Source organism: Cobetia sp. ICG0124, from assembly GCF_004006355.1.
Classification (GTDB): domain Bacteria; phylum Pseudomonadota; class Gammaproteobacteria; order Pseudomonadales; family Halomonadaceae; genus Cobetia; species Cobetia marina.
On sequence record NZ_CP024893.1, the window covers coordinates 961,251 to 982,785 of the forward strand.

A 21,535-nucleotide genomic window follows, 5' to 3' on the forward strand; every position below is an offset into this window, starting at 1 on the left:
CCTTCTACATCCCTTGATGCCGACACGCCAGCGCCATGTGATACACGATTTCATCGGCGAGGGCGTTGTCGAGGGTGCGCTCAAGATCGATGATCAGCTGATTGGGGTAGTAGGCGCTGAGGTCCAGCCCGACCCCGAGGCCGAGGATGGCCTGTCGGCCGGAGCGGGTCTGTTGCGCGACAACCTGCTTGAGGTGGCTGTCGAGGTATTGCTCGTCATTGGCGGTGTTGGTGGCGCTGTCACAGGGGCTGCCATCGGAGATGACGACCAGCAGACGGCGCGCGCCTTCGTCGGCAGGGGCGTTGTCTGCGAGACGTGAGCAGGCCCATTGCACGGCTTCGCCATCCACGCCTTCGCGGTAGAGATCGGCCTTGAGCAGGGCGCCGAAGTGGCGGCGCGCACGTCGCCACGCCAGTGAGGCGGGCTTGAAGATCAGATACTGCACTTCATTCAGGCGGCCCGGACGCGCGGGCTTGCCGGCGCGTCGCCAGTCCTTGAGGGCGCGGCCACCATTCCAGGCGCCAGTGGTGAAGCCGAGCACCTCGGTGGGCACACCGGCCATGTCCAGCGCGCGGGTGAGTATCTCGATCAGCATCGCCACCGCCTCGCCATGCACCTTCATCGAACCGGAGCAGTCGATCAGGAAACTGACCTGGGCACTGGCTTCGGGCACCCAACGCTCGCGCTGGAAGACCCGCCGCTCGGCCGGCGAGGAAATCACCTGACTCAGCCGCCGCCCATCGATGATTCCTTCCTCCTCCCCGAAGTGCCATCCCTCACGCTGTGGCGAGCTGAAATGCCGCGCCAGCTGACGTGCCAGGCGCCGCACGTTGATCTTCTGCTCCGCCAGACGCGTATCCAGCGCCTGACGATACTCATCGAGCAGGGCCGCGCGCATGCGCCTGGCCGGTTCCAGCTCGCGGTCATAGGCCGTGGTGAACACCTGATAGGGCAGCAATTCCTCCGGCGCGCCACGCCGGTGACTCGGCAGCGGCGATGCCGCCTGCTCCTCGAGCAGACTCGCTTCATCATCCTCGTTTTCCAGAAACAGCGCGAAGCGTTGTCTGGCCTCGGAGTCGTCATCTTCCTCGCCGTCCTGCTCCTCCAGCGATTCGGCCAGCTCCTGCTCCAGCCACAGGCTGATGCTCAGCGCATGCTGCTGATAGGCCGCCTGATCGAAACGCGTGCGTCTCAGCCCCGCCATGTCAGCGCCCAGCGCCTGATAGAAGGAGGCGCGCGTCGTCTCGATGTAATCCTCCGTCTCGTGGATCACCGCGCAGGCCATCAGGCGCGACCAGCACGACTGGATGACGCTGTAGATCAGGATGCCGCTGCTCGTCTCGGTCAGGCCCGCGTGATAGAAGGCCAGGCACCAGTCGGTGAAGCGCCGCGCCAGATTTTCCTTCACGCCGGGCATGTCAGGATCGACCAGCGCCTCGACGCGCAGCTGCTCAAGCAGGTCATAGATCAGACGGGTTTCCGGCAGCGCCGGGCGCGCCGCCAGATGCAGCGCCTCGTCGGTGTGGAGCAGGCGCAGCGCGATGGCATCGCTGACCGCGCGATAGTTGTCGAGCGTGCAGTCATCCTCCTCAAGGCGCAGATGCGGCGTGCGCAGTGGCAGCGCCTGCGCATGCCGACTCAGGCGCCGCCCTCGATAGGCCCAGCCGGCCTGACCGCTGAGTGCCCCGAGACTCGCCGCCGCAAGCTCCTCGAGATACTGCTGACGACGGCGTACCTGCTGGGCCGCACTCATGCCCGGGCTCCCTTGTCGATGTCCTGTTCACTCATCAGATCGCTCTCCATCAGCGCCGCGGATTCCTCAAGCTCCCTGGCGAAGCAGCGCTGATAGAACTCGGCGACCAGCGGGCGCTCATGCTCATCGCACTTGTTGAGGTAGGAGAGGCGGAAGGCCAGCGCCGGGTTGCGGAAGATCTCGCAGTTCTCCGCCCAGGTGATCACGGTACGCGGCGACATCAGGCTCGACAGATCACCATTGGCGAAGCCCTTGCGGGTGAGGTCCGCCACCGCGACCATCGCGCGAATCAGCGCCTGGCCACGCTCGTTGTCCTTGGCGGGCACGCGGGCCAGCACGATCTTCACTTCCTCATCACGCGGCAGGTAATCCAGCTTGGCGACGATGTTCCAGCGGTCGATCTGCGCATGGTTGAGCAGCTGGGTGCCGTGATAGAGCCCATCCTGATTGCCCAGCCCCACGGTATTGGCGGTGGCGAACAGCCGGAACTGCGGGTGCGGGCGAATCACGCGGTTCTGGTCCAGCAGGGTGAAGTGGCCGTCGCGCTCCAGAATGCGCTGGATGACGAACATCACGTCCGGGCGGCCGGCATCGTACTCATCGAAGATCAGCGCGATGGGGCGAGTGAGTGACCACGGCACGATGCCTTCCTGGAATTCGGTGACCTGCACGCCGTCGCGAATCACGATGGCGTCCTTGCCGACCAGATCCAGCCGGCTGACATGGCCATCGAGATTGACGCGCAGGCACGGCCAGTTGAGGCGCGCGGCGATCTGCTCGATATGGGTCGATTTGCCGGTGCCATGCAGGCCCTGAACCATCACGCGACGGTTGTTGGTGAAGCCGGCGAGGATGGCCAGCGTGACATCGGGATTGAAGCGATAGGCGTCATCAATTTCCGGCACGTGGGCGTCGCGCTCCAGAAAGACCGGCACCTTGAGATCACTGTCGATGCCGAACAGCTCGCGCACGCCGCGCAGCTCAGTGGGCTGCAACTGACCGGCGGGCAGTGGCTGCTCGGCATTGGCCTGGTCATTGCGCGGGTCGGCGCTGGCATGATGCATCGTGGTGGCGTCGCTCACGGGGTGTCTCCCTCGTCATTCTTGTCGGTGGCTGCCAGGCAGACCTGTATCGGGGAGGTCGGCAGACCTGTCGCGGAGACGCAGGAAACCGGGCAGCGGCAATGGCTTGAATATAGCTTTGTTTCTAAAAATAATGCAAATCGTATCGAAATATGAGATTTGTGATTATTCATTCCCCCGCAGGAGCAAGGCAGATGAGCGATACCCTGATCATTGGTGGCGGCGTGATGGGCATGATGATGGCGCTGGCAGCTGGCCGATGGCCGTGCCAGACGGTCACGCTGCTGGAGCGCGGCCAATGCGGACGCGAGGCGTCGTGGGCCGGGGGCGGCATCGTCTCGCCGCTGTATCCGTGGCGCTACTCGAGTGCCGATCTCGTCGCCTGTCACGCTGGTCAGAAGGCGAATACCCCAGGCTTGCCGAGGCGCCTCAAGGAGGCCACCGGCATCGACCCCGAATACCGCCAGAAGGGCTTGATCTACCTGCGGGTGGAGGACGAGGCGCTGGCGCTGGACTGGGCGCACACTCAGCACAAGCCGTTGGAGGTGATCGGGCGGGAGGCGCTCTACGCGCGTGAGCCGTATCTGGCGGCGGGCCATCAGCAGGCGCTGTGGATGCCGACGCTGGGCAGCATCCGCAATCCGCGTCTCGGACAGGCGCTGCGTGCGCGTCTGTTGGCGCATGTGCGTGTCGAGGTGCGCGAAGGCTGCGAGGTGCAGGAGCTGATGATCGGCGCGGATCACCACGTCACGGGGGCACGGCTGGTTGATGAGACCGTCAGCGCAGACAGCGTCGTGGTGTGTGGCGGCGCCTGGAGCGGCAGGCTATTGGCCGCGGCCGGTGTACTGCTGCCGGTGCGCCCGGTGAAGGGCCAGATGATGGTGTTCAATCCGGTGGCGGCGGGGCTTTGCAGTGTGGACGAGCCACTATTGTCGCGGGTGGTGCTGTGCGATGGCCGCTACGTGATTCCGCGCGCCGATGGGCGGATTCTGATCGGCTCGACGCTGGAGCATCAGGACTTCGACAAGAGCACCACCGCGCAGGCGCGCGAATCACTGCATGCCAGCGCCGCGAGCATTCTGCCTGCGCTGGGTGAGCTTGAACCGGAGCATCACTGGGCCGGCCTGCGTCCGGGCACGCCGGATGGCACGCCCTTCATAGGCGCGGTGCCGGGGCTTCACGGCCTCTACGTGAATGCGGGCCACTACCGTAACGGCCTGGTGCTGGCGCCGGCTGCCACGCGTCTGCTCAGTGACCTCCTGCTGGGCCGTGAGAGCTTCATGTCGGCTCATGCCTTCACGCCACCGGGAGTCGAGATCGCCACCGCTCTGGCGAGTTGACCCCGCTGTCTCGCGCGGGCTTGCGGGGACGATGGGTCCAGTTGGCACCAAACACGCCGCAATGGCGTCAACTGGCCCAATCGCTGGCCGCCAACTGGTGCTAAAGGGCAGTGATGGCAGGGGCGTAGTCTCGGGGCATGGCGCAGCGATCGCTGCTGCCCTTGCTCAAACGACACGCTCGAACCACAAGCCCAACAACAAGACTGCGGAGCCCGACCCATGACCCACCAAGCCACCATCGAACTGCTGAGTGCCTTCTGCGATGCCCTCAACCGTCACGACATCGACGATTGCCTGTCGATGATGACCGATGACTGCGAATTCCTCGCCATCGCCGGGCCGGAACTCGAAGGCAAGACCTTCGCCGGTCAGGACGCAGTGCGCGCGGGCCTCTCCGCCGCCTGGCAGAACGCGCCGGATGCCCAGTGGATCGACGCGGAAATCTTCGCCGATGGCGAGCGTGGCTTCGTCATCAGCACCTACACCGGCACCACCGCCGATGGCGCGCGTAGCGAAGCGCGCATGATCGATGCCTTCACGCTGCGTGACGGCAAGATCGCGATCAAGAACGCCTTCCGCAAGAATCGTCCGCCCGTCAATGTCTGAGCGCCAGCGGCGCATCGATCAGGGAAGCGGTTTCTGAAGCTGTCTTTGCCCCGGGGGCAGCACGTCATGGCGTCAGGTTATGGCGTGCGCGCCCTGCGGGTGAGAGGAGGTGTTCGAGATGGAAACTATCGTGCAGCACGGCGCCCGGCCAGATGAGGTGGGCAGCGAGTCAGAGCAGCGCCCGGCCACTCAGGCTTCTCAGCCGTATGACCCGGCCTATGACCCGCTGGTGAGCGCCACCCCCGGCGAAGGGCGCGACTACGCGCCGACCTACTGGGTCGCCACCGCCGGTGAGCCGCCGCAGGATGATGGCCCGGTGATGGGCGATATCGACGCGGATGTGGTGATCGTCGGCTCCGGCTTCACCGGACTCACCGCCGCCATCGTGCTGGCCGAGAAATACGGCATCAAGGCCACCGTGCTGGAGGCCAATCGGGTCAGCTGGGGCTGCTCGACCCGCAATGGCGGCCAGGCGCAGTGCGCCACCGGTCGCCTCAAGCGTTCGCAGTGGATCGAGCGTTATGGTCTCGAGGCCGCCCATGGCCTGCATCGCGAGTGCGTCGAGGGCATGGAGAATTTCAAGGAACTGATCAAGGACATCGACTGCGATCCGCAGCCGGGCGGTCACCTGTACATCGCCCACCGCGAGCGCATGATGCCGGGGCTGGAGAAGGAGGCGCGCCTGTTGCGCGAGACCTTCCACTACGATGCCCGCATCATCGATGGCGCCACGGTGCGCAACGAGTGGGTCGGGGATGAAGAGGCCTGCGGCGCGATGCACGAGCCGGAAGGCATCGGCGTGCACCCGGGCAAGTTGGCCTTCGGCTATCTGCGCAAGGCGCGACGTCTGGGGGTGAAGGTACACCCGGCAAGCCCGGTGGAGAGCTGGGAGACCCGCGATGGCGTGCACTATCTGAGAACGCCGGGTGGCGTGGTCAAGGCGCGTTCGGTGGGCATGGCCACCGGCGGTTACACCTCCGGCAAGCTGCATCCGGAGCTCGACAAGCGCCTGATGCCGGTGCTCTCCAACTCGCTGGTGACGCGCCCGCTGACGGCGCAGGAAATCGAGGCGACACGCTTTCATACCCACCAGGTGCTGACCGACACTCGCGTGCTGCGCCATTACTACCGCCTGCTGCCGGACAACCGCCTGCAGATCGGCAGTCGCAGTGCCGTATCAGGCCGCGATGCACCCAAGGCGCAATACGAGCAGCTGCTGATCGCCGACATGCATCGCAAGTTCCCGGCGCTGACCGGCATCGAGGTCGATTACTCCTGGTGGGGCTGGGTGGATGTCAGTCACGACATGATGCCGCGTATCCATCAGCCGGACCCGAAGCAGAGCGTCTATTACGCCATGGGCTATGGCGGCAACGGCGTGATGTATTCCGCCCAGGCGGGCAAGCGTCTCGCCCAGTGGATCGCCAGGGACGCGGCGGATCTGGTGCTGCCGATCTTCCAGTCTCGCCTGCCGTATCCCAATGTGCTCAACAAGGTGGAGTCGCCGCTGTTCGCGCCATTCCGCCGTACTGGCCAGCGTTGCCTGTATCGCTGGTATGCGATGAAGGACGAGGCGCAGTAGCCTGCATCGCCAGTGGCACCAGCTCGGCCAGTTTCATGATGCCGGCTTCGATACGCGATTCCGGAATCGCCGAGAAGCCGAGGCGGAAGTAGTGGCGATGACGATCGCGATCGCAGAAGAAGTGCAGATCGCCCACCTCGATCAGAATGCTCTGCTGGCGGGCGAGGGCGGCCAGTCGATGGGCATCCAGGCTGGCCGGCCCGTGCATCCAGAAGCAGGAACCGCCATAGGTGGAGGGCGTGCTCATCATCGGCAGGTGACGCAGGATGGCGTCGCGCATCACCAGGAAGCGGCGCTGCATCACCTGATGCATCTGGTTGAGCAGGCTGTCGTGATAGCCCCGCGCGATGAAGAGGCCCACCGCGCGCTGATTGTTGGTCGGCGGATGTCGCAGCATCAGGCGGCGCAGTGCACGCGCCTCACGAATCAGCGTGGGGTGCGCGACCATGTAGCCCAGACGCAGGCCGGGGGCGAGGGTCTTGGAGAGGCTGCCGACATAGATGACCCGCTTGTGGCGGTCGAGGCTCTTCAGTGCGGGCGTCGGGTTGTCGGCGTAGTTGCTCTCGCTCTCGTAGTCGTCCTCGATGATCAGGAAATTGCCCGTCTCGGCCATGTCCAGCAGCTGGCGGCGGCGCTCCAGCGGCAAGGTCACGCCGGTGGGCGACTGGTGACTGGGCGAGACGAACACCAGCCGGCAGTCCTTGAGCGATTCCACCGGCTGCAGGCCCTTGCCGTCGATGGGCAGCAGCTGGATGTCGTCCGTGAAGGTACGCGCGATGTTGTACATGTCGACGTAGCCCGGGTTTTCCATCGCGAACCGCTGGCCCTGCTTGAGCAGCAGCATGCAGCTGATCCACAGCGCCTGCTGCGCCCCCACCGTGATCAGGATCTCCTCCGGGCTTGCCCAGACCCCCCGGCGTGGCAACAGCCGCTGGTGAATCTGCTCGACCAGCAACGGGTCATCATGATTGATGTGGTCCACCGACCAGCTGCGAATCGACGGCACGCTCATCGAGTCCCGGCTGCATTCCCGCCAGTGCTGGGTGGGGAAGAATTCCGGGTCCAGCTGGCCATACAGGAAGGGGTAGTCGTACTGGTGCCAGTCGCCGGGTTTCTCGATGGCACGTTGCACGGAGGGCTTGATGGCCAGGCGCTCATCCCAGTCGAGGCTGTCGGCGTCGATGTCATTGAGGCGTACCGGCGTGTCGGCGCGGCCCTTGAGAATGTCGGGGTTGATGAAATAGCCGCTGCGCTGGCGCGCGATCAGGAAGCCGTCATCCAGCAGCTGGTCATAGGCCAGCATCACGGTATTGCGCGCGACATTCAGCTCGCGGGCCAGCTTGCGGCTGGAGGGCAGTGCCTCATCGCGGGGCAGATGGCCCTCGAGAATGGCTTGCGAGATCTGCTCGCGTATCTGGAACTGCAGACTTTCCTTGCGCGAGGCATCGAGGTGAAACAGCGGGTGGCTCATGCATCTTCTCTGTTGTTGTCGCGGGGCAGAGAGGGCGTCATTGACGAGTGCCGGTGCAGTGCCACGCTCGCGGTCACACGCAGCCGTCAGGAGCCCGCAACAACAATAACGACGGGACAGACAAGATGATCGACTCGACACAGACCCAATCAGGGGGCCAATGCCGCGACCTGGAAGATGGCCCTGGGGGACGCCGCCGGTGGCACCCAGTACGAGCTGGGCAAGACCTTCGCAAGCCTGGTGGAAGAGAAGTCCGGCGGTGACATCAAGGTTGACCTCTTCCCCAACGGCCAGCTGGGCAGCGAGCAGGACACCGTCAACAACGCCAGCATGGGCCTGGTGGATCTGTCAGTGGTGGCGATCAACAACCTGACGCCCTTCTCGCCGACCGTCGGCGTGCTGACCCTGCCGTATGTCATCCACGGCCCTGACGATGCCAAGGCGCTGACCCACGGCAAGATCGGCGATGAGCTGCGTGACAATACCCTGCGCGATTCCGGTATCCGCATTCTGGGCTGGGCCTATTCCGGCTGCCGTCGTCTGACCAATTCCAAGCAGGCCGTCGCCTCACCCGAGGACCTGGCCGGCATGGTCATCCGCGTGCCCAAGAACGAGATCATGATCTCCTCCTACCAGTCCTGGGGCGTCAATCCCAACCCGCTGGCGTGGTCCGAGACCTTCACCGCCCTGCAACAGGGTGTCGTCGATGGCCAGGACAATCCCTACATCACCATCGATGCCATGAAGTTCTACGAAGTGCAGAACCATGTCACCGACAGCTGTTACGTGTTCTCGATGGAACCGCTGATCATGGGCGAAGGCACCTTCCAGAGCTTGAGTGAAGAGCAGCAGACGCTGGTGCTGGCGGCGGGTGAAGAGGCGACGTCCCACAGCTACGACTACCTGCTGGCCACCGAGGATTCCATCAAGAAATCACTGGTGGAAGAGCACGGCATGACCATCACCCAGCCCGCCAATGACGAAAAGGAATGGATCGCCAAGGCATCCAGCATCTGGCCGGACTTCTACGACAGCATCGGTGGGCGCGACAAGCTGGTGGAAGTGCTCGAGACACTCGGGCGTGATCCGTCCACCGCTCCCTGATGACGCGCTGAGCTGCTGAGGCTTTCAAGCGAAGGGCGCCAGGCAGGGGATGGCGAACGCCATCGATGTCAGGAGACGTATCTGCATGCGGATATTTCTGAAGTGTCTGGACAATCTCGAGAATTATCTCTGCCAGTTCCTGCTGGTGGTGTTCGTCATCATTCTCTTTGCGCAGATCATGCTGCGTAACCTTTTCAGCTACTCGATTCCCTGGGGAGACGAGCTGGCGACCTATGCCTTCGTGTGGTTTGCCTATCTCGGGGCGGTCTATGCCACCCGCATGTCGGCGCACAACCGCGTGACCTTCCAGTTCCGTTTTCTGCCGCGCTGGGTGGAAACCGCCTGTGGCGTGCTCACCGATATCATCTGGATCGCCTTCAATGCGGTGTTCATCTATTACAGCTACGACTTCGTGTTCAACAAGATGAACCTGTTCTGGAAGTCGCAGACGATGGGCGTGCCGATGAAGTACTTCTATCTGATTCTGCCGCTGGCCTTTACCGCCATGACGGTGCGCATTCTCCAGACCAACTATCTCAAGTTCGTGCGCAAGGAAGACATCGTGGACCCGGATTCCCAGGCAATGCAGGAGCTGAAGCAGACAGGACCATCCGTCAATGATGACGACAAGCGCGGGAGCGGGACACCATGATCGATTCCACCATCATCTATATCCTGTTTGGCGTCTTCTTCCTGCTGCTGGTGCTTGGCGCACCGATCACCGTCTCGCTGGGGGTCGCGGCACTGGCGACCTACCTGAGCATCGGCGAGAACCCGATGGCGTTCGTGCAGATCGCCTTTACCTCGGTGGGCGCCTTCCCGCTGATGGCATTGCCGGCCTTCATTCTGGCCGGGGCGCTGATGGAGGCCGCCGGCATCTCGCGGCGTCTTGTCGATATCGCCGAGGCCTTTGCCGGCCCGGTGACCGGGGGACTTGCCGCTGCCACGGTGTTTGCCTGCATGTTCTTCGGCGCGATTTCCGGCTCCGGACCTGCCACCACGGCGGCGGTCGGCATGCTGATGATTCCGGCGATGGCCAAGCGCGGCTATGACCGGGGATATGCCTCGGCGGTCACGGCGTCTTCGGGTGGACTTGGCGTGGTGATTCCGCCCTCGATCCCGATGGTGATCTTCGGGATTTCCGGCATGGGGCTGCAGCCACCTCCCGAAGCGGTGGCGCTGCATGGCGATTTCCAGACACTCTCCATCCCGAAGCTGTTCATCGCGGGTGTCATGCCCGGCGTGGTGATCGCCGGCTTCCTGCTGATGATCAACTACGTGATCTCGAAGAAACGCGGCTATCGCGGGCTGACCAACAGCTGGTCGTGGACACATATCCGCGCCACCTTGAGGAAGGGGATCTGGTCGATGCTGGCGCCCTTCATCATCCTCGGCGGCATCTACAGCGGCCTGTTCACGCCGACCGAATCCGCCATCGTCGCCATCGTCTACACCCTGATCGTCGGCATCTTCCTGCACAAGGAACTCAAGTGGAAGCCGACGCTGCGCACTCTGGAAACCACCACCTGGATCACCGGTCGCGTGCTGCTGATCCTGTTCACGGCGACGGTGTTCGGGCGGCTGCTGGTCGAGCAACGCGTGCCGGCCCATATCGCCGAGGGCATGCTGGCGATGACCGACAACCTCTATCTCATCTGGGCGATGATCATCGTCTTCCTGCTGTTCGTCGGCATGTTCATGGAGACGCTGGCCGCGATCATGATTCTCACCCCGGTGCTGCTGCCGATCATGTACATGCTGGGGATGGACCCGGTGCACGTGGGCATCGTGGTGGTCTGTGCGCTGGCCATCGGCTTCCAGACGCCACCGCTGGGGGAGAACCTCTTCGTGGCCTCGGGGATAGGCGGGGCCTCCATCGAGGAGATTTCGCTCAAGGCATTGCCGTTCGCGGCAGGGTCGGTGGCGGCCATCTTCCTGATCGCCTATGTGCCTGAGATCTCGCTGTGGCTACCCAGGGTGATGGGTTACTGAAAGGCCAGCGGCACCTGATGCCTCTCATCAACTGCAAGGAGAGTGGATATGCCGGCAGTCAGACGAATCCTGTGTTGTGTGGGCCTGCGCGGAGACTGTGAGCGGGTACTGGCGCGCTCGGTATGGTTGGCGGGCGCGACGGGCGCCGAGCTGCATGTGCTGCATGCGGTGAAGGCGCTGTCGGATGACGTGATGAACACCCTCAAGGTCAACATCCGTCACAAGCCGACGCTGGAGGGCCTGATGCAGCAACGGCTCGATCAGGCGAGGGAGAACCTGGAAAAGATGATGGAGGACTTCTGGAGCACCCATGACGACGGCGATCCACGTCCGATGATCGCCGGGTTGAATGTGGTGGAGGGCTATCCGGCCTCGGAGATCATCCGCTACGCCACGCGCCATGACTGCGACATGATCATCATGGCCACCAACAAGCGCGGCTTCGTGGCCTCCTATGCGGGCAAGGTCACCAAGGGGGTGATCAAGCGCGCCAGCATTCCGGTGGTGGTGGTACCGACGCCCTGAGCCCAGGGGGAGAGACGCCTTGGAAACAGGCGGAGGCAGCAAGACGGCATATGAAACAGCTCGCCCCCACAGGACAGTGACTGTCTGCGGGGGCGAGCTGTTTGGGTCGCGGGCTAGAGCGTGCCTTCCAGTTCAGTGGCGATCTGGCGCATCAGCGGTGCCCACTCCAGCAAGGACTCGATGGAGTGGCGCAGGCGCGGCGCATGGATCGCCAGGGTGGCCTGGATCTGGCCGACCTCATCGAAGACCGGCACGGCAATCGCCACCATGCCCTGGATGAATTCCTCGTCGTCGGTGCTCAGCTGATTGCGCACCACGGTGTCGAGCGCCTCTTCCAGCGTGGCCCGGGAGGTCAGCGTGCAGGGCGTATGGGCCTCGAGCGCGAGACTCTGCAGCAGCGCGCGGCGACGGTGCAGCGGCATCAGTGCCAGAAACAGCTTGCCGCTCGCGGTGCAGTGCAAGGGCAGGTGCGATCCCGGGGCCAGCTGGATACGCACCGGCCAGTTGGTTTCCACGCGGTCGTAGTACATCACCTCGTGGCCATCCAGCAGGGTCAGGTTGCAGGTCTCGCCGACCTTCCCGGCCAGTTTCTCCAGCAGCACGCGGCGTGGCGCCTTGAGGCCCTCATTGGCCAGTGCACCCAGCGACATGCGCCGGAAACGCTGGCCGGGCAACAGGTGACGGCCATCCAGATCCCGGCTGATCAGCTGCTGTTCTTCCAGCTGCTTGAGCAGACGGTGCACGGTGGGCTTGGGTATCTCGAAGCGCTTCTCGAGATCCGCGGCGCTGATGGGGTGCTGAGCGGTGACGACCTCTTCCAGCAGGCCCAGCGCGCGAAAGAGCGTCGAATTCGTGGGAGTGTCCTTGCTCATCTAGTGTCCTCATCCTGCCTGTCGGTGCATGTCGCATGAGACGAAGACAGCCCCTGGCGGGGCTGTCGATGAGGCTAGTGTTACAGGTTTACCAGGAACAGGGAAAGAGACGGAATCAGACAGATGGCCAGCCAGCAGGCCATCAGGGCGATGAAGTAGGGAATCACGTACTTCACCAGTCTGACGTAGGAGATGCCGGTGATGCTGCTGGCGACATACAGATTGAGCCCGAAGGGGGGCGTGACGAAGCCGATGGCCGCACCGACCAGGAAGATGACCGAGAAGTGGATCGGGTCCACGCCGGCCTGCTGGGCGATGGGGGCGAGAATCGGCGCCAGGATGATGGTCACCGGCAGGCTTTCCAGAATCATGCCGGCCAGCAGGATGATCAGCATGCAGGTGCCAAGCGTCAGATAGTAGTTGTCGATACCGCTGAGCATCTCGCTGAGCGCCTGACCGGCCCCCAGTACCGACAGCAGCTGCTGCATGACCACCGAGATGGCGATCAGCGGTGCCAGCATGCCGGCGATCTGGCCTGAGCGCAGCATGATGGTCGGCAGCTTCTTCAGGCTGATTTCCCGTGTGATCAGCAGTCCCGCGATCATGGTGAAGCCTACGGTGATGGCGGCGGCTTCCGTCGGCGAGAACTTGCCCGAGTAGATGCCGTAGACCACCACGCCGATGGTCGCGAAGCCCAGATAGGCCTTGCGTGCCAGCCTCGCGCTGACACCCGCCTTGAAGGGTTGCAGCTGGCCCCAGCCATTTCGGCGGGCCACCAGATAGCAGGCGACCATCATCGCGATGACCATCAGGGCGCCCGGCACCATGCCGGCGATGAACAGGTCGCTGATCGACAGATTCATCATGAAGCCGTAGACGATGAAGATGATGCTGGGCGGAATGATGATGCCCACGGTGCCGCCGGAGGCGGCCGTGGCGGCCGCGAAGCGTTCGTCATAGCCGTTCTTGACCATCTCGGGCTGCATGATCGAGCCGATGGTGGCGGTGGTGCCGGCGTTGGAGCCGGAAATCGCCGCGAACAGGCCACAGGCGCCGAGGGTCGACATGCCCATGCCGCCGCGCATCCAGCTCAGGGTCGAGTAGGCGAAGTCGGAGAGTCGCTTGGCGATGCCCGCCGCGTTGATCAGGTCCCCCGTGAGGATGAACAGCGGCAGCGCCAGCAGGCCGAAGAAGCTCAGGCCCTGGAAGAGAGTGACCCCGACATTGGCCAGCGTGAAGTCGATCACCAAGCTGGTGCCGACCACCCACAGGCCGATGACGAGGAAGATGGGCACCCCCAGCAGGAAGAAGGCCGTCACGCCCGCCGTGATCAGGGAGATCCAGATGCTGTCAGTCATGATGACCTCCTCAGTCCATGATGGACGGTTGCAGGTTGAAGGACTCGCCGCGGCGATAGCGCGCCCAGTCGGCGTAGAGATTCTGCAGCACGCGATAGATGATCATCACCCACGCCAGCGGCGTGGCGAGGTAGAACCACCACTGCATGACGTTGTCGGTGCCCGGCACGATGGCGTAGTTGTCATAGGCCAGCGTCACCTGGGTGGTGGTGAAGTAGATCACCATCAGCCCGAAGCCGATCCACAGCACGGCATCCAGAATCAGGCAGGCGAACTGGCCACCGCGCGGCAGCTTCATGCGTATCTCGTTGAGGCTCAGGTGGGTGCGCTTCTTGACGTTGAGAGAGGCGCCGAACCAGGTCAGCCACAGGAACAGCAGCACCGGAATGCTGGTGCTCCAGGGGGCCTGCAGGCCGAAGAAGAAGCGCCGGATGACTTCGACGAAGATGATGCCGGCCATGCCGGAATAGGCGATCAGGATGACGACCTGTTCCAGATGAGCATCCAGCCACAGGAAGGGACGCGCCCAGGGCGCGGCCTTCTTGATGGCGGGGTGCTTGGTCGGTTGGCTGAAGATGGTGGTATCGCCCATTACCCCCTCCACCAGCGCTGCGGCTTGACGTTGACGGCGGCAGTGTCGCGGGAGATCTCACGCGCGACGGCATGGATTTCCTGATAGATGTCGAGACCGCCGGACCACTTGTTGAGGCGCTCACGCCATTGCTCCCACGGCTCGGGATTGAATTCCGGCGAGCACATCTGTTCGGCACGTGAGCGCTCGGCATCCGACAGCGGTGCCACGCGCACGTTGTTCTCGGCGAAGACGGTGCCGGGGGCGGGGTGCTCGGTGGCCCCGACGATCTCGAAGCGCCCGGCCTCGTTCATGCCCTGGGTGAAGATCTGTGCGCAGTAGGCGGACTCCATCACCTGGTCCTGCAGTTCTGCGCCGAGGCTGTCGAACTTGGGCAGGCTCATGCCGGTGTGCTCGGTGCCGGCGAAGAAGCGCAGGTCGACGGCCTGGGAGACCACCGGGGCCATGCCGGCGTAGGCCACGGCGCTCATCCAGGTCTCGGCGCCATCCAGCAGGCCCTGACGCAGGCCATCGAGGGTCTCTTCCCAGGCGACCGGCACCGGATTCAGGCCCAGCTGCTCCATGGCGATCCGGCCCATCTGGGTGCCGGTGACGCGGTTCTTGGTGCCCTTGAGCTGGTCGATGCTGGTGACCAGCGGTTTGTCCTGCCACTTGAGGCCGAGCATGATGCCGCGCAGGTCACAGTGGGTGAACAAAAACTGCAGGTTGTGGCGCTGGCGCAGGGGTTCACGCAGCAGCTGCTCGCTCTTCCTGTGATAGAAGAAGTGGAACATCGAGGCGACGGTGGGGAACAGATAGGCGAAGTCGAGCACGTTCAGGTAGGGCGCGCTGCCCGAGGAATTCTGGGTGGAGGCCGAGTAGATGTCGACGATGCCCTGCTGGGTCTTGGCCACGCAGTCCAGCTGGTTGCAGACCTCGTTGCTGCCCATGAATTCGACGCGGATGGCGCCGTTGGTGCGTTCCTCCAGATCCCGCGCGAAGAACAGCTGGCCGGACTTCTGGATATCGAGATTGCGCTCGTTGAAGCCCGAGGCACCGAAGCGCAGCTGGAACTTGGGCGCTGTCCTGTAGCGTTTCTGCTGCTCCTGATCGGCGGCACGCGCCAGCGTGGACGCGGTAAGACCTGCGCCGAGGCCGGTGGCGGCCAGCAGGGTCGAGGTCAGACCGAAGCGGCCCGAGATGTCGAGAAAGTCACGGCGTGACAACTTGCTGAGTGGCGTTGGCATGGTAGTGCTCCCGGTGTTGTGTTTGCTTTTGTGGTGGGATGCAGTCTGGGCCAAATCTCAATGTAGGGCAGTTCTTGTGCTTTGGCAAAATAAACGAGACGTTTTGTTTCGTATTTGACGAAACATGCTTTCGATACCATGATTACGAGACAATATGTCTCAATATGGTTGAGAAAATAATGAAAACAACACGTTACGCCAATGCAGACGCCAAAGCCTTCTATGACTACATCGTGATCGGGGCGGGTTCCGCCGGTTGCGTACTGGCCAATCGTCTCACCGAAGACCCTTCCATCAAGGTGCTGCTGCTCGAAGCGGGTGGCTCGGACTGGAATCCGTGGATCCATGTGCCGGTCGGGTATTTCAAGACCATGCACAACCCCGCCACCGACTGGTGCTACCTGACCGACCCGGATGCCGGCATCAATGGTCGTCGGCTGCAATGGCCGCGCGGCAAGGTGCTGGGGGGGTCCAGTTCGCTCAATGGGCTGCTGTACATTCGTGGCCAGCGCGAGGATTACGACGACTGGGCCGCCGAGGGCAATCAAGGTTGGGACTATCAGTCGGTCCTGCCATATTTCCGCAAGTCGGAGTGCCAGGCGCGGGGGGCCAACCAGTGGCATGGGGCGGATGGCCCACTGCATGTCTCGGATCTGCGCCTCAAGCGAGAGATCGCCGAGCGCTTCATTCAGGCTGCGGTGGAGGCGGGGATTCCGCTCAACCAGGACGTCAATGGCGAGCGTCAGGAGGGGGTGGGCTATTTCCAGCAGACCACGTATCGGGGCCTGCGCTGCAGCACGGCCAAGGCATTCCTGCGTCCGGCGCTCACGCGCAGCAATCTGACGCTGGTCAAGCATGCTCACTGCCGTCGGGTATTGCTGGAAGGCAAGCGCGCGGTCGGGGTCGAGTACGAGGTGAAGGGCAATGTCTGCTCGGCGCGGGCGGAGCGCGAAGTGGTGCTGTCCAGCGGCGCCATCGGCAGTCCGCAGATCCTGCAATGCTCCGGCATCGGGGACCCTGAGCATCTGGCCAGTGTCGGGGTGGAATGCCTGCATGCGCTGCCGGGCGTCGGGGAAAACCTGCAGGACCACCTGCAGGTGCGGCTGGTGTTCAAGACCCAGTGCCGCACCCTCAATGATGAAGTGCGCAGCCCGATCAAGAAGCTGGCGGTCGGCACCCAGTACCTCTTCACACGCACCGGCCCGCTGACCCTGGCGGCCAGCCAGGTGTGTGCCTTTACCCAGTCACGCGAGGGGCTGACACGCCCGGATATCCAGTTCCACATGCAGCCGCTGAGTGCCGACAAGCCCGCCGATGGCGTGCATCCGTTCTCGGCGTTCACCTCGTCCGTATGCCAGTTGCGTCCGCACAGCCGCGGCCATGTGCGCATCACCAGCGCGGATGCCAGCGTCTATCCCTCCATCCAGCCCAACTACCTCAGTGCCGAGGAAGATCGCCGCGTGGTGGTGGACGCCATCAAGGTGGCGCGGCGTATCGCCCGGGCGGCACCGCTGGCCGCCGTGATCAGCGAAGAGTACGTGCCTGGCGTGCAGTACGAGAGTGACGAGGAGTTGCTGGAGGCCGCGCGCCAGTTCAGCCAGACCATCTATCACCCGGCGGGGACCTGCAAGATGGGCCACGACCCGCTGGCGGTGGTGGATGACGCGCTGCGAGTGCATGGCCTGCACGGGTTGCGGGTGGTCGATGCCTCGATCATGCCGGTGATCGTCTCGGGCAACACCAATGCCCCGACCATCATGATCGCCGAGAAGGCCGCTGACATGATCAAGGCGGCTCAGCGCGAGATGGCGCAGGCGAGCTAGCAGGTACCGGCATCTGTTTTCATGGGATATTCGCGTGGCCAATCACGACAGCTCATCACTTCACGACACATCGACACCGCCTACCCGTCTGTTGCGGAATCTGGAAGGGCGCGTGCGCATCATCATGCCGGGCCTGCTGATCTGCATCCTCATCGCGCTGGCGACCACCTTCATCGCCGATCACTACGGCGGCCCGACGCTGCTGTATGCCTTGCTGTTCGGCATGTCGCTGCACTTTCTTTCCGAGGACGGACCCTGCAGGGCGGGGATCGAGTTCGCCTCCAAGACGGTACTGCGCCTCGGCGTGGCGCTATTGGGCGTGCGCATCACGCTGGAGCAGGTCGCAAGTCTTGGTGTTGGCCCGGTGATCACGGTGGTGCTCGGGGTGGTGGCCACCATCGTGTTCGGCGCGCTGCTGGCGCGCGTGATGGGGCTGGACCGTGACATGGGGCTGCTGACCGGTGGCTCGGTGGCCATCTGCGGTGCCTCGGCGGCACTGGCCCTGTCGGCGGTGATGCCGCGCAACGCCACCAGTGAGCGTCACACCATCATGACCGTGGTCGGGGTGACGACCCTCTCGACCGTGGCGATGATCACCTATCCGCTGATCGTCAGACTGCTGGGGCTTGAGGATACCGAGGCCGGCATCTTCCTCGGCGGCACCATCCACGACGTGGCCCAGGTGGTGGGGGCGGGCTACATCATTTCCGAGCACACCGGCGATGTCTCCACCTTCGTCAAGCTGCTGCGCGTGGCGATGCTGGTACCGGCGGTAATGGTCTTCATGCTGCTGTTTCGCAGTGCACGTCAGGCCAATGGCGATGAAGGGGGCAAGGTGCCGATGTTCCCCACCTTCCTGATCGCCTTCGTGGCCCTGGTGCTGATCAACAGCCTCGGCTGGGTGCCGAGCGTCGCCGTGGAAGGCTTCACTGACCTCTCACGCTGGTGTCTGGTGGCGGCGATTGCCGCGCTGGGCGTCAAGACGTCGTTTCAGAAGCTGGCGGTGGTGGGGTGGAAGCCGGTGATCCTGATGGTGGTGGAAACCCTCTTCCTGCTGGTGCTGGTGACGCTGTGCATCAAGTTCGGGCTGGCCAGCGTGTGAGGCTGATACAGCCAGCCAATCAAGGCGATAAGATGCCTCAATTGCTTATCGGCCCACGAGTCGTATGATCTGCGCTGCGCGCCGCATCCCCATTCTTCTGGAGTCCGATCATGTCTGAATCCCTCGTGCTGGCCTGTCCGCAATGTCTTGCCCTCAATCGTGTGGCCACCGCGCGTCTGGATGACAATCCCGTCTGCGGCAAGTGCAGCGCCGCCGTGCTGCCCCAGGAGCCGCTGGAACTGACCAGCGCCAACTTCGAGGCACTGGTCACGCGCAGCGAGATGCCGGTGGTGATCGACTTCTGGGCCAGCTGGTGCGGTCCGTGCAAGATGATGGGGCCGATCTTCAATGAGGTCGCGGCGCAGATGGGTACCCGCGTGCGCTTCGCCAAGATCGACACCGAAGCCCAGCAGGCGCTGGCCGGTCGTTTCGGCATTCGCAGCATCCCGACCCTGCTGGTGATGAAGCAGGGCAAGGAGCTGGCGCGCGAATCCGGCGTGATGCAGGCCGGTCAGCTCAAGCAGTGGCTGGCACCGCACGCGGTGTGACCACGGCCCGCGCGCGAGAAGTCCGCAGTTGAGCGTTCAGGGAAACCCGGACGCAGCTCAAGAACTGACAACGCCTGACGTGCAATCGCGTCAGGCGTTGTCGTCTCAGTCGGCCTTGTCGTCTCAGTCGGCCTTGTCGTATCAGTCGGCGTAAACCATCTTGCGGGTCATGCCGCCATCGACGACATGATTCTGACCGGTGATGAAGCCGGCCTTTTCCGAGATGAGGAAGGCCACCAGCGCGGCGATGTCATCGACATGGCCGACGCGTCCGACGGGATGCTGGGCGTGGTCTTCGTCACTCAGCGACTCCGCCTCACCGTCCTTCTGCAGGCGGCTTGCATCGATCCAGCCCGGACTGACCGCATTGACGCGAATCTCCGGCCCCAGGCTCATCGCCATGGCGTGGGTGAGGGCGACGATTCCGCCCTTGCTGGCGGCGTAGGCTTCGGTATCCGGCTCGGATTGCAGGGCGCGGCTGGAGGCCAGATTGACGATGCTGCCGCCGGTCTCGCGCAGATGGCGCGCGGCGTGCTTGGCGGTCAGGAAGCTGCTGGTCAGGCTGGTATCCAGTACCTGATGCCAGCGTTCAAGGGACAGTTCCTCGAGCTTGCCCTGGAAGGGGTCGGCGATCGCGGCGTTGTTGATCACGGCGTCCAGGCCCCCGAAGGCCTGGCAGGTGGCCGCGATGCTGGCGGCGACGGCGTCTTCATTGCGCACGTCCACGGCCTCGACGCGCAGGCGATGGTGGGCGTGGCGATGCTGCTGGCGCTGGCGAGCGGCTGTGACGAGCTGGGTGCGCCGCGCCCTGCCAGTGTCACCACGCTGCTCGAGCACTCGGAGGCCTGGCAGGGCGAGCAGGTGGCCGTGCAGGGCAGGATACGCAGTGAGCAGGTGCCGGAGCGCTATTGGCTGGAAGGCGCCGGGCAGCAGCGTATCGAGCTGCATCCCCCCGAACGCATCGGTGCCTATCTCGGGCGCGAAGTCCAGATCAGCGGTCGTTTCGAATTCAAGGTGGGTGGGCAACGGCTGATCGAGATTTCCAACGTCACGCCCCTGGACAAGCCGACTCCCAAGCAGTGAGTGCTCACAGGCACTCGAACCGCTCAGGCCTTCTTCACGAACATGGACTTGAGCTTCATCGGGCCGACGCCATCCACCTTGCAGTCGATGTCGTGGTCCCCTTCGATCAGGCGGATGTTCTTGACCTTGGTCCCGACCTTGACCACGGAGGAGGTGCCCTTGATCTTCAGGTCCTTGATCACGGTGACGGTGTCGCCATCCACCAGCTCGTTGCCGTTGGCATCACGATAGACCGGCCCGGTGTCCTCGACGACGGCCTCCTTGGACCACTCGTGGGCACACTCCGGGCAGACGAACTGCATGCCGTCGTCGTAGGTGAATTCGGAATTGCAGGCCGGGCAGTTGGGGAGGGCGCTCATCTCGGTGTCCTGAAGTCTGTCCCGCTTGTGTCGTGCGCCTGCGGGGGGCGCGGCGCTCAAGGCAAGGACATGCGATGGAAAGGCGCGCATCGGGCTCAAGCGGTGCGCGGAAGCCGGCAAGCCTACACCGATTGCGGGCAGATGGCCCGCTGCTGCGGCGCTTGGTCGCAATTCCGGCGGCAACCTTCCCCGCTCGCCATCAGCCGTTCGCCATCAGAGCCTGGCCGACGCGTGAGCCATTTGGGCGCCCTAGCTTGCGGCTGATCCAGTCGCCGGTCGCGGCCAGGCGTGCCAGATCCACGCCAGTGTCGATGCCCATTCCCTGCAGCAGATAGACCACATCCTCGGTGGCGACATTGCCCGAGGCCCCCTTGGCATAGGGACAGCCCCCCAGTCCGGCCACCGAGCTGTCGATCACCGCGATGCCTTCTTCCATCACCGCGTAGAGGTTGGCAAGCGCTTGCCCATAGGTGTCGTGGAAGTGGGCGGCGAGGCGTTCGACCGGCACCTCGCGGCTGACGCGCTCCAGCATCTGCTTGGCCTTGAGCGGGGTGCCGGTGCCGATGGTGTCCCCCAGCGAGACTTCATGACAGCCCATGTCACGCAGCTCACGCGCGACCGCCGCGACCTGCTCAGGGGCAATCTCGCCCTCGTAGGGGCAGCCCAGCACGCAGGACACGTAGCCGCGCACACGCACGCCGGCTGCCGCTGCACGCGCCATCACGGGGGCGAAGCGCTGGAGAGATTCCGCGATCGAGCAGTTGATGTTGCGCTGCGAGAAGGACTCGCTGGCCGCACCGAACACCGCCACCTCACGCACGCCACACTCAAGCGCCGCCTCCAGCCCCTTGAGATTGGGAGTGAGGGCGGAGTAAGTGGTCACTCCGCGGGTGTCATGCTCGGCCAGTGCCAGCATGATCTCGCGATGGTCCGCCATCTGGGGTACCCAGCGGGGGGAGACGAAACTGGCGGCTTCGACATGGCGCAGGCCCGAGTCGGCAAGGCGCCGGATCAGTTCCAGCTTGGTCGTCGTATCGACATGGGCGGGCTCGTTCTGCAGGCCATCACGCGCGCCGACCTCGACGATGCGTACGCTGTCAGGAAAGTGCATGCTCAC

General features: G+C 63.9%; 21 protein-coding genes. 11 read left to right on the forward strand and 10 right to left on the reverse strand.

Annotation, left to right across the window (positions count from 1 at the left end; all coding sequences use genetic code 11):
* Nucleotides 1–4: 4 nt before the first annotated feature.
* Both CU110_RS04410 and CU110_RS04415 read right to left on the reverse strand, forming a co-directional pair.
* A complete protein-coding gene (locus CU110_RS04410) occupies nucleotides 5–1,753 on the reverse strand; it encodes a hypothetical protein (RefSeq protein WP_084208078.1) in 1,749 nt (582 codons plus the stop codon).
* Entirely contained in the window at nucleotides 1,750–2,835 is a 1,086-nt protein-coding gene (locus tag CU110_RS04415) for an AAA family ATPase (RefSeq protein ID WP_240499673.1), read from the reverse strand. The genes CU110_RS04410 and CU110_RS04415 overlap by 4 nt, the downstream gene beginning before the upstream one ends.
* Nucleotides 2,836–3,029: 194 nt before the next feature.
* Between CU110_RS04415 and thiO the strand changes: the two genes are divergently transcribed.
* From thiO to CU110_RS04430, 3 genes are all read left to right on the forward strand, one after another.
* A complete protein-coding gene (gene thiO / locus CU110_RS04420; protein WP_127734680.1) occupies nucleotides 3,030–4,175 on the forward strand; it encodes a glycine oxidase ThiO in 1,146 nt (381 codons plus the stop codon).
* A gap of 219 nt (nucleotides 4,176–4,394) precedes the next feature.
* Nucleotides 4,395–4,781 carry a nuclear transport factor 2 family protein gene (locus CU110_RS04425; protein WP_077374898.1) on the forward strand — a complete coding sequence of 129 codons (387 nt, stop codon included), beginning with the start codon at nucleotides 4,395–4,397 and terminating at the stop codon, nucleotides 4,779–4,781.
* A 118-nt stretch (nucleotides 4,782–4,899) separates the two neighbouring features.
* Nucleotides 4,900–6,363 carry an FAD-binding oxidoreductase gene (locus CU110_RS04430; protein WP_084208080.1) on the forward strand — a complete coding sequence of 488 codons (1,464 nt, stop codon included), beginning with the start codon at nucleotides 4,900–4,902 and terminating at the stop codon, nucleotides 6,361–6,363.
* Here CU110_RS04430 and CU110_RS04435 read toward each other — a convergent pair.
* On the reverse strand, nucleotides 6,269–7,834 hold the full coding sequence (locus CU110_RS04435; RefSeq protein WP_127734682.1) for a PLP-dependent aminotransferase family protein: 1,566 nt from the start codon (nucleotides 7,832–7,834) through the stop codon (nucleotides 6,269–6,271). The two genes, CU110_RS04430 and CU110_RS04435, sit on opposite strands and share 95 nt — an antisense overlap.
* A gap of 177 nt (nucleotides 7,835–8,011) precedes the next feature.
* Between CU110_RS04435 and CU110_RS04440 the strand changes: the two genes are divergently transcribed.
* From CU110_RS04440 to CU110_RS04455, 4 genes are all read left to right on the forward strand, one after another.
* Entirely contained in the window at nucleotides 8,012–8,938 is a 927-nt protein-coding gene (locus CU110_RS04440; protein ID WP_077375640.1) for a TRAP transporter substrate-binding protein, read from the forward strand.
* An 85-nt stretch (nucleotides 8,939–9,023) separates the two neighbouring features.
* Complete coding sequence (locus tag CU110_RS04445) at nucleotides 9,024–9,590, forward strand: TRAP transporter small permease (RefSeq protein WP_077374890.1); 567 nt, start codon at nucleotides 9,024–9,026, stop codon at nucleotides 9,588–9,590.
* Complete coding sequence (locus CU110_RS04450; RefSeq protein ID WP_205632734.1) at nucleotides 9,587–10,930, forward strand: TRAP transporter large permease; 1,344 nt, start codon at nucleotides 9,587–9,589, stop codon at nucleotides 10,928–10,930. The genes CU110_RS04445 and CU110_RS04450 overlap by 4 nt, the downstream gene beginning before the upstream one ends.
* Nucleotides 10,931–10,978: 48 nt before the next feature.
* Complete coding sequence (locus tag CU110_RS04455; protein ID WP_077374887.1) at nucleotides 10,979–11,455, forward strand: universal stress protein; 477 nt, start codon at nucleotides 10,979–10,981, stop codon at nucleotides 11,453–11,455.
* Nucleotides 11,456–11,568: 113 nt separating this feature from the next.
* On the opposite strand, the gene CU110_RS04460 is transcribed toward CU110_RS04455, so the two are convergent.
* From CU110_RS04460 to dctP, 4 genes are all read right to left on the reverse strand, one after another.
* A complete protein-coding gene (locus CU110_RS04460; protein ID WP_084208082.1) occupies nucleotides 11,569–12,327 on the reverse strand; it encodes an IclR family transcriptional regulator in 759 nt (252 codons plus the stop codon).
* Nucleotides 12,328–12,407: 80 nt separating this feature from the next.
* Complete coding sequence (locus CU110_RS04465) at nucleotides 12,408–13,685, reverse strand: TRAP transporter large permease (RefSeq protein ID WP_084208083.1); 1,278 nt, start codon at nucleotides 13,683–13,685, stop codon at nucleotides 12,408–12,410.
* A gap of 10 nt (nucleotides 13,686–13,695) precedes the next feature.
* Complete coding sequence (locus tag CU110_RS04470) at nucleotides 13,696–14,277, reverse strand: TRAP transporter small permease (RefSeq protein WP_077374878.1); 582 nt, start codon at nucleotides 14,275–14,277, stop codon at nucleotides 13,696–13,698.
* On the reverse strand, nucleotides 14,277–15,503 hold the full coding sequence (dctP, locus tag CU110_RS04475; protein WP_205632735.1) for a TRAP transporter substrate-binding protein DctP: 1,227 nt from the start codon (nucleotides 15,501–15,503) through the stop codon (nucleotides 14,277–14,279). The genes CU110_RS04470 and dctP overlap by 1 nt, the downstream gene beginning before the upstream one ends.
* Before the next feature lie 179 nt (nucleotides 15,504–15,682).
* Between dctP and CU110_RS04480 the strand changes: the two genes are divergently transcribed.
* The 3 genes from CU110_RS04480 (at nucleotide 15,683) to trxC (ending at nucleotide 18,976) form a co-directional block, all read left to right on the forward strand.
* Nucleotides 15,683–17,326: a choline dehydrogenase gene (locus CU110_RS04480; protein WP_077374875.1), complete on the forward strand. Its 1,644-nt coding sequence runs from the start codon at nucleotides 15,683–15,685 to the stop codon at nucleotides 17,324–17,326.
* Nucleotides 17,327–17,438: 112 nt separating this feature from the next.
* Nucleotides 17,439–18,428, forward strand: a complete 990-nt coding sequence (locus CU110_RS04485) for a putative sulfate exporter family transporter (RefSeq protein ID WP_240499674.1) — start codon at nucleotides 17,439–17,441, stop codon at nucleotides 18,426–18,428.
* Between the two features lie 110 nt (nucleotides 18,429–18,538).
* A complete protein-coding gene (gene trxC / locus CU110_RS04490) occupies nucleotides 18,539–18,976 on the forward strand; it encodes a thioredoxin TrxC (protein ID WP_077374872.1) in 438 nt (145 codons plus the stop codon).
* A 141-nt stretch (nucleotides 18,977–19,117) separates the two neighbouring features.
* Here the strand turns inward: trxC and CU110_RS04495 are convergent, their stop codons facing one another.
* Nucleotides 19,118–19,696 carry an SDR family oxidoreductase gene (locus CU110_RS04495; protein WP_240665474.1) on the reverse strand — a complete coding sequence of 193 codons (579 nt, stop codon included), beginning with the start codon at nucleotides 19,694–19,696 and terminating at the stop codon, nucleotides 19,118–19,120.
* Nucleotides 19,697–19,729: 33 nt separating this feature from the next.
* On the opposite strand from CU110_RS04495, the gene CU110_RS16560 reads away from it, so the two are divergent.
* Complete coding sequence (locus CU110_RS16560; RefSeq protein ID WP_240665475.1) at nucleotides 19,730–20,059, forward strand: hypothetical protein; 330 nt, start codon at nucleotides 19,730–19,732, stop codon at nucleotides 20,057–20,059.
* Nucleotides 20,060–20,082: 23 nt separating this feature from the next.
* On the opposite strand, the gene CU110_RS04505 is transcribed toward CU110_RS16560, so the two are convergent.
* Nucleotides 20,083–20,418 (reverse strand): zinc ribbon domain-containing protein YjdM, encoded by a 336-nt coding sequence (locus CU110_RS04505; RefSeq protein ID WP_077374863.1) that lies wholly within the window; start codon nucleotides 20,416–20,418, stop codon nucleotides 20,083–20,085.
* 199 nt (nucleotides 20,419–20,617) lie between these two features.
* A complete protein-coding gene (locus CU110_RS04510; RefSeq protein ID WP_084208085.1) occupies nucleotides 20,618–21,529 on the reverse strand; it encodes a hydroxymethylglutaryl-CoA lyase in 912 nt (303 codons plus the stop codon).
* Nucleotides 21,530–21,535 lie beyond the last annotated feature (6 nt).

Bases quoted from the DNA above. Each gene is read 5' to 3' on its own strand.
- CU110_RS04430 (WP_084208080.1), top strand. From the start codon at position 4,900: ATGGAAACTATCGTGCAGCACGGCGCCCGGCCAGATGAGGTGGGCAGC.
- CU110_RS04455 (WP_077374887.1), top strand. From the start codon at position 10,979: ATGCCGGCAGTCAGACGAATCCTGTGTTGTGTGGGCCTGCGCGGAGAC.
- CU110_RS04445 (WP_077374890.1), top strand. From the start codon at position 9,024: ATGCGGATATTTCTGAAGTGTCTGGACAATCTCGAGAATTATCTCTGC.
- CU110_RS04460 (WP_084208082.1), bottom strand. From the start codon at position 12,327: ATGAGCAAGGACACTCCCACGAATTCGACGCTCTTTCGCGCGCTGGGC.
- CU110_RS04440 (WP_077375640.1), top strand. From the start codon at position 8,012: ATGGCCCTGGGGGACGCCGCCGGTGGCACCCAGTACGAGCTGGGCAAG.
- CU110_RS04470 (WP_077374878.1), bottom strand. From the start codon at position 14,277: ATGGGCGATACCACCATCTTCAGCCAACCGACCAAGCACCCCGCCATC.
- CU110_RS04450 (WP_205632734.1), top strand. From the start codon at position 9,587: ATGATCGATTCCACCATCATCTATATCCTGTTTGGCGTCTTCTTCCTG.
- dctP (WP_205632735.1), bottom strand. From the start codon at position 15,503: ATGCCAACGCCACTCAGCAAGTTGTCACGCCGTGACTTTCTCGACATC.
- CU110_RS04465 (WP_084208083.1), bottom strand. From the start codon at position 13,685: ATGACTGACAGCATCTGGATCTCCCTGATCACGGCGGGCGTGACGGCC.
- CU110_RS04425 (WP_077374898.1), top strand. From the start codon at position 4,395: ATGACCCACCAAGCCACCATCGAACTGCTGAGTGCCTTCTGCGATGCC.
- CU110_RS04510 (WP_084208085.1), bottom strand. From the start codon at position 21,529: ATGCACTTTCCTGACAGCGTACGCATCGTCGAGGTCGGCGCGCGTGAT.
- thiO (WP_127734680.1), top strand. From the start codon at position 3,030: ATGAGCGATACCCTGATCATTGGTGGCGGCGTGATGGGCATGATGATG.
- CU110_RS04480 (WP_077374875.1), top strand. From the start codon at position 15,683: ATGAAAACAACACGTTACGCCAATGCAGACGCCAAAGCCTTCTATGAC.
- CU110_RS04505 (WP_077374863.1), bottom strand. From the start codon at position 20,418: ATGAGCGCCCTCCCCAACTGCCCGGCCTGCAATTCCGAATTCACCTAC.
- CU110_RS04410 (WP_084208078.1), bottom strand. From the start codon at position 1,753: ATGAGTGCGGCCCAGCAGGTACGCCGTCGTCAGCAGTATCTCGAGGAG.
- CU110_RS04435 (WP_127734682.1), bottom strand. From the start codon at position 7,834: ATGAGCCACCCGCTGTTTCACCTCGATGCCTCGCGCAAGGAAAGTCTG.
- trxC (WP_077374872.1), top strand. From the start codon at position 18,539: ATGTCTGAATCCCTCGTGCTGGCCTGTCCGCAATGTCTTGCCCTCAAT.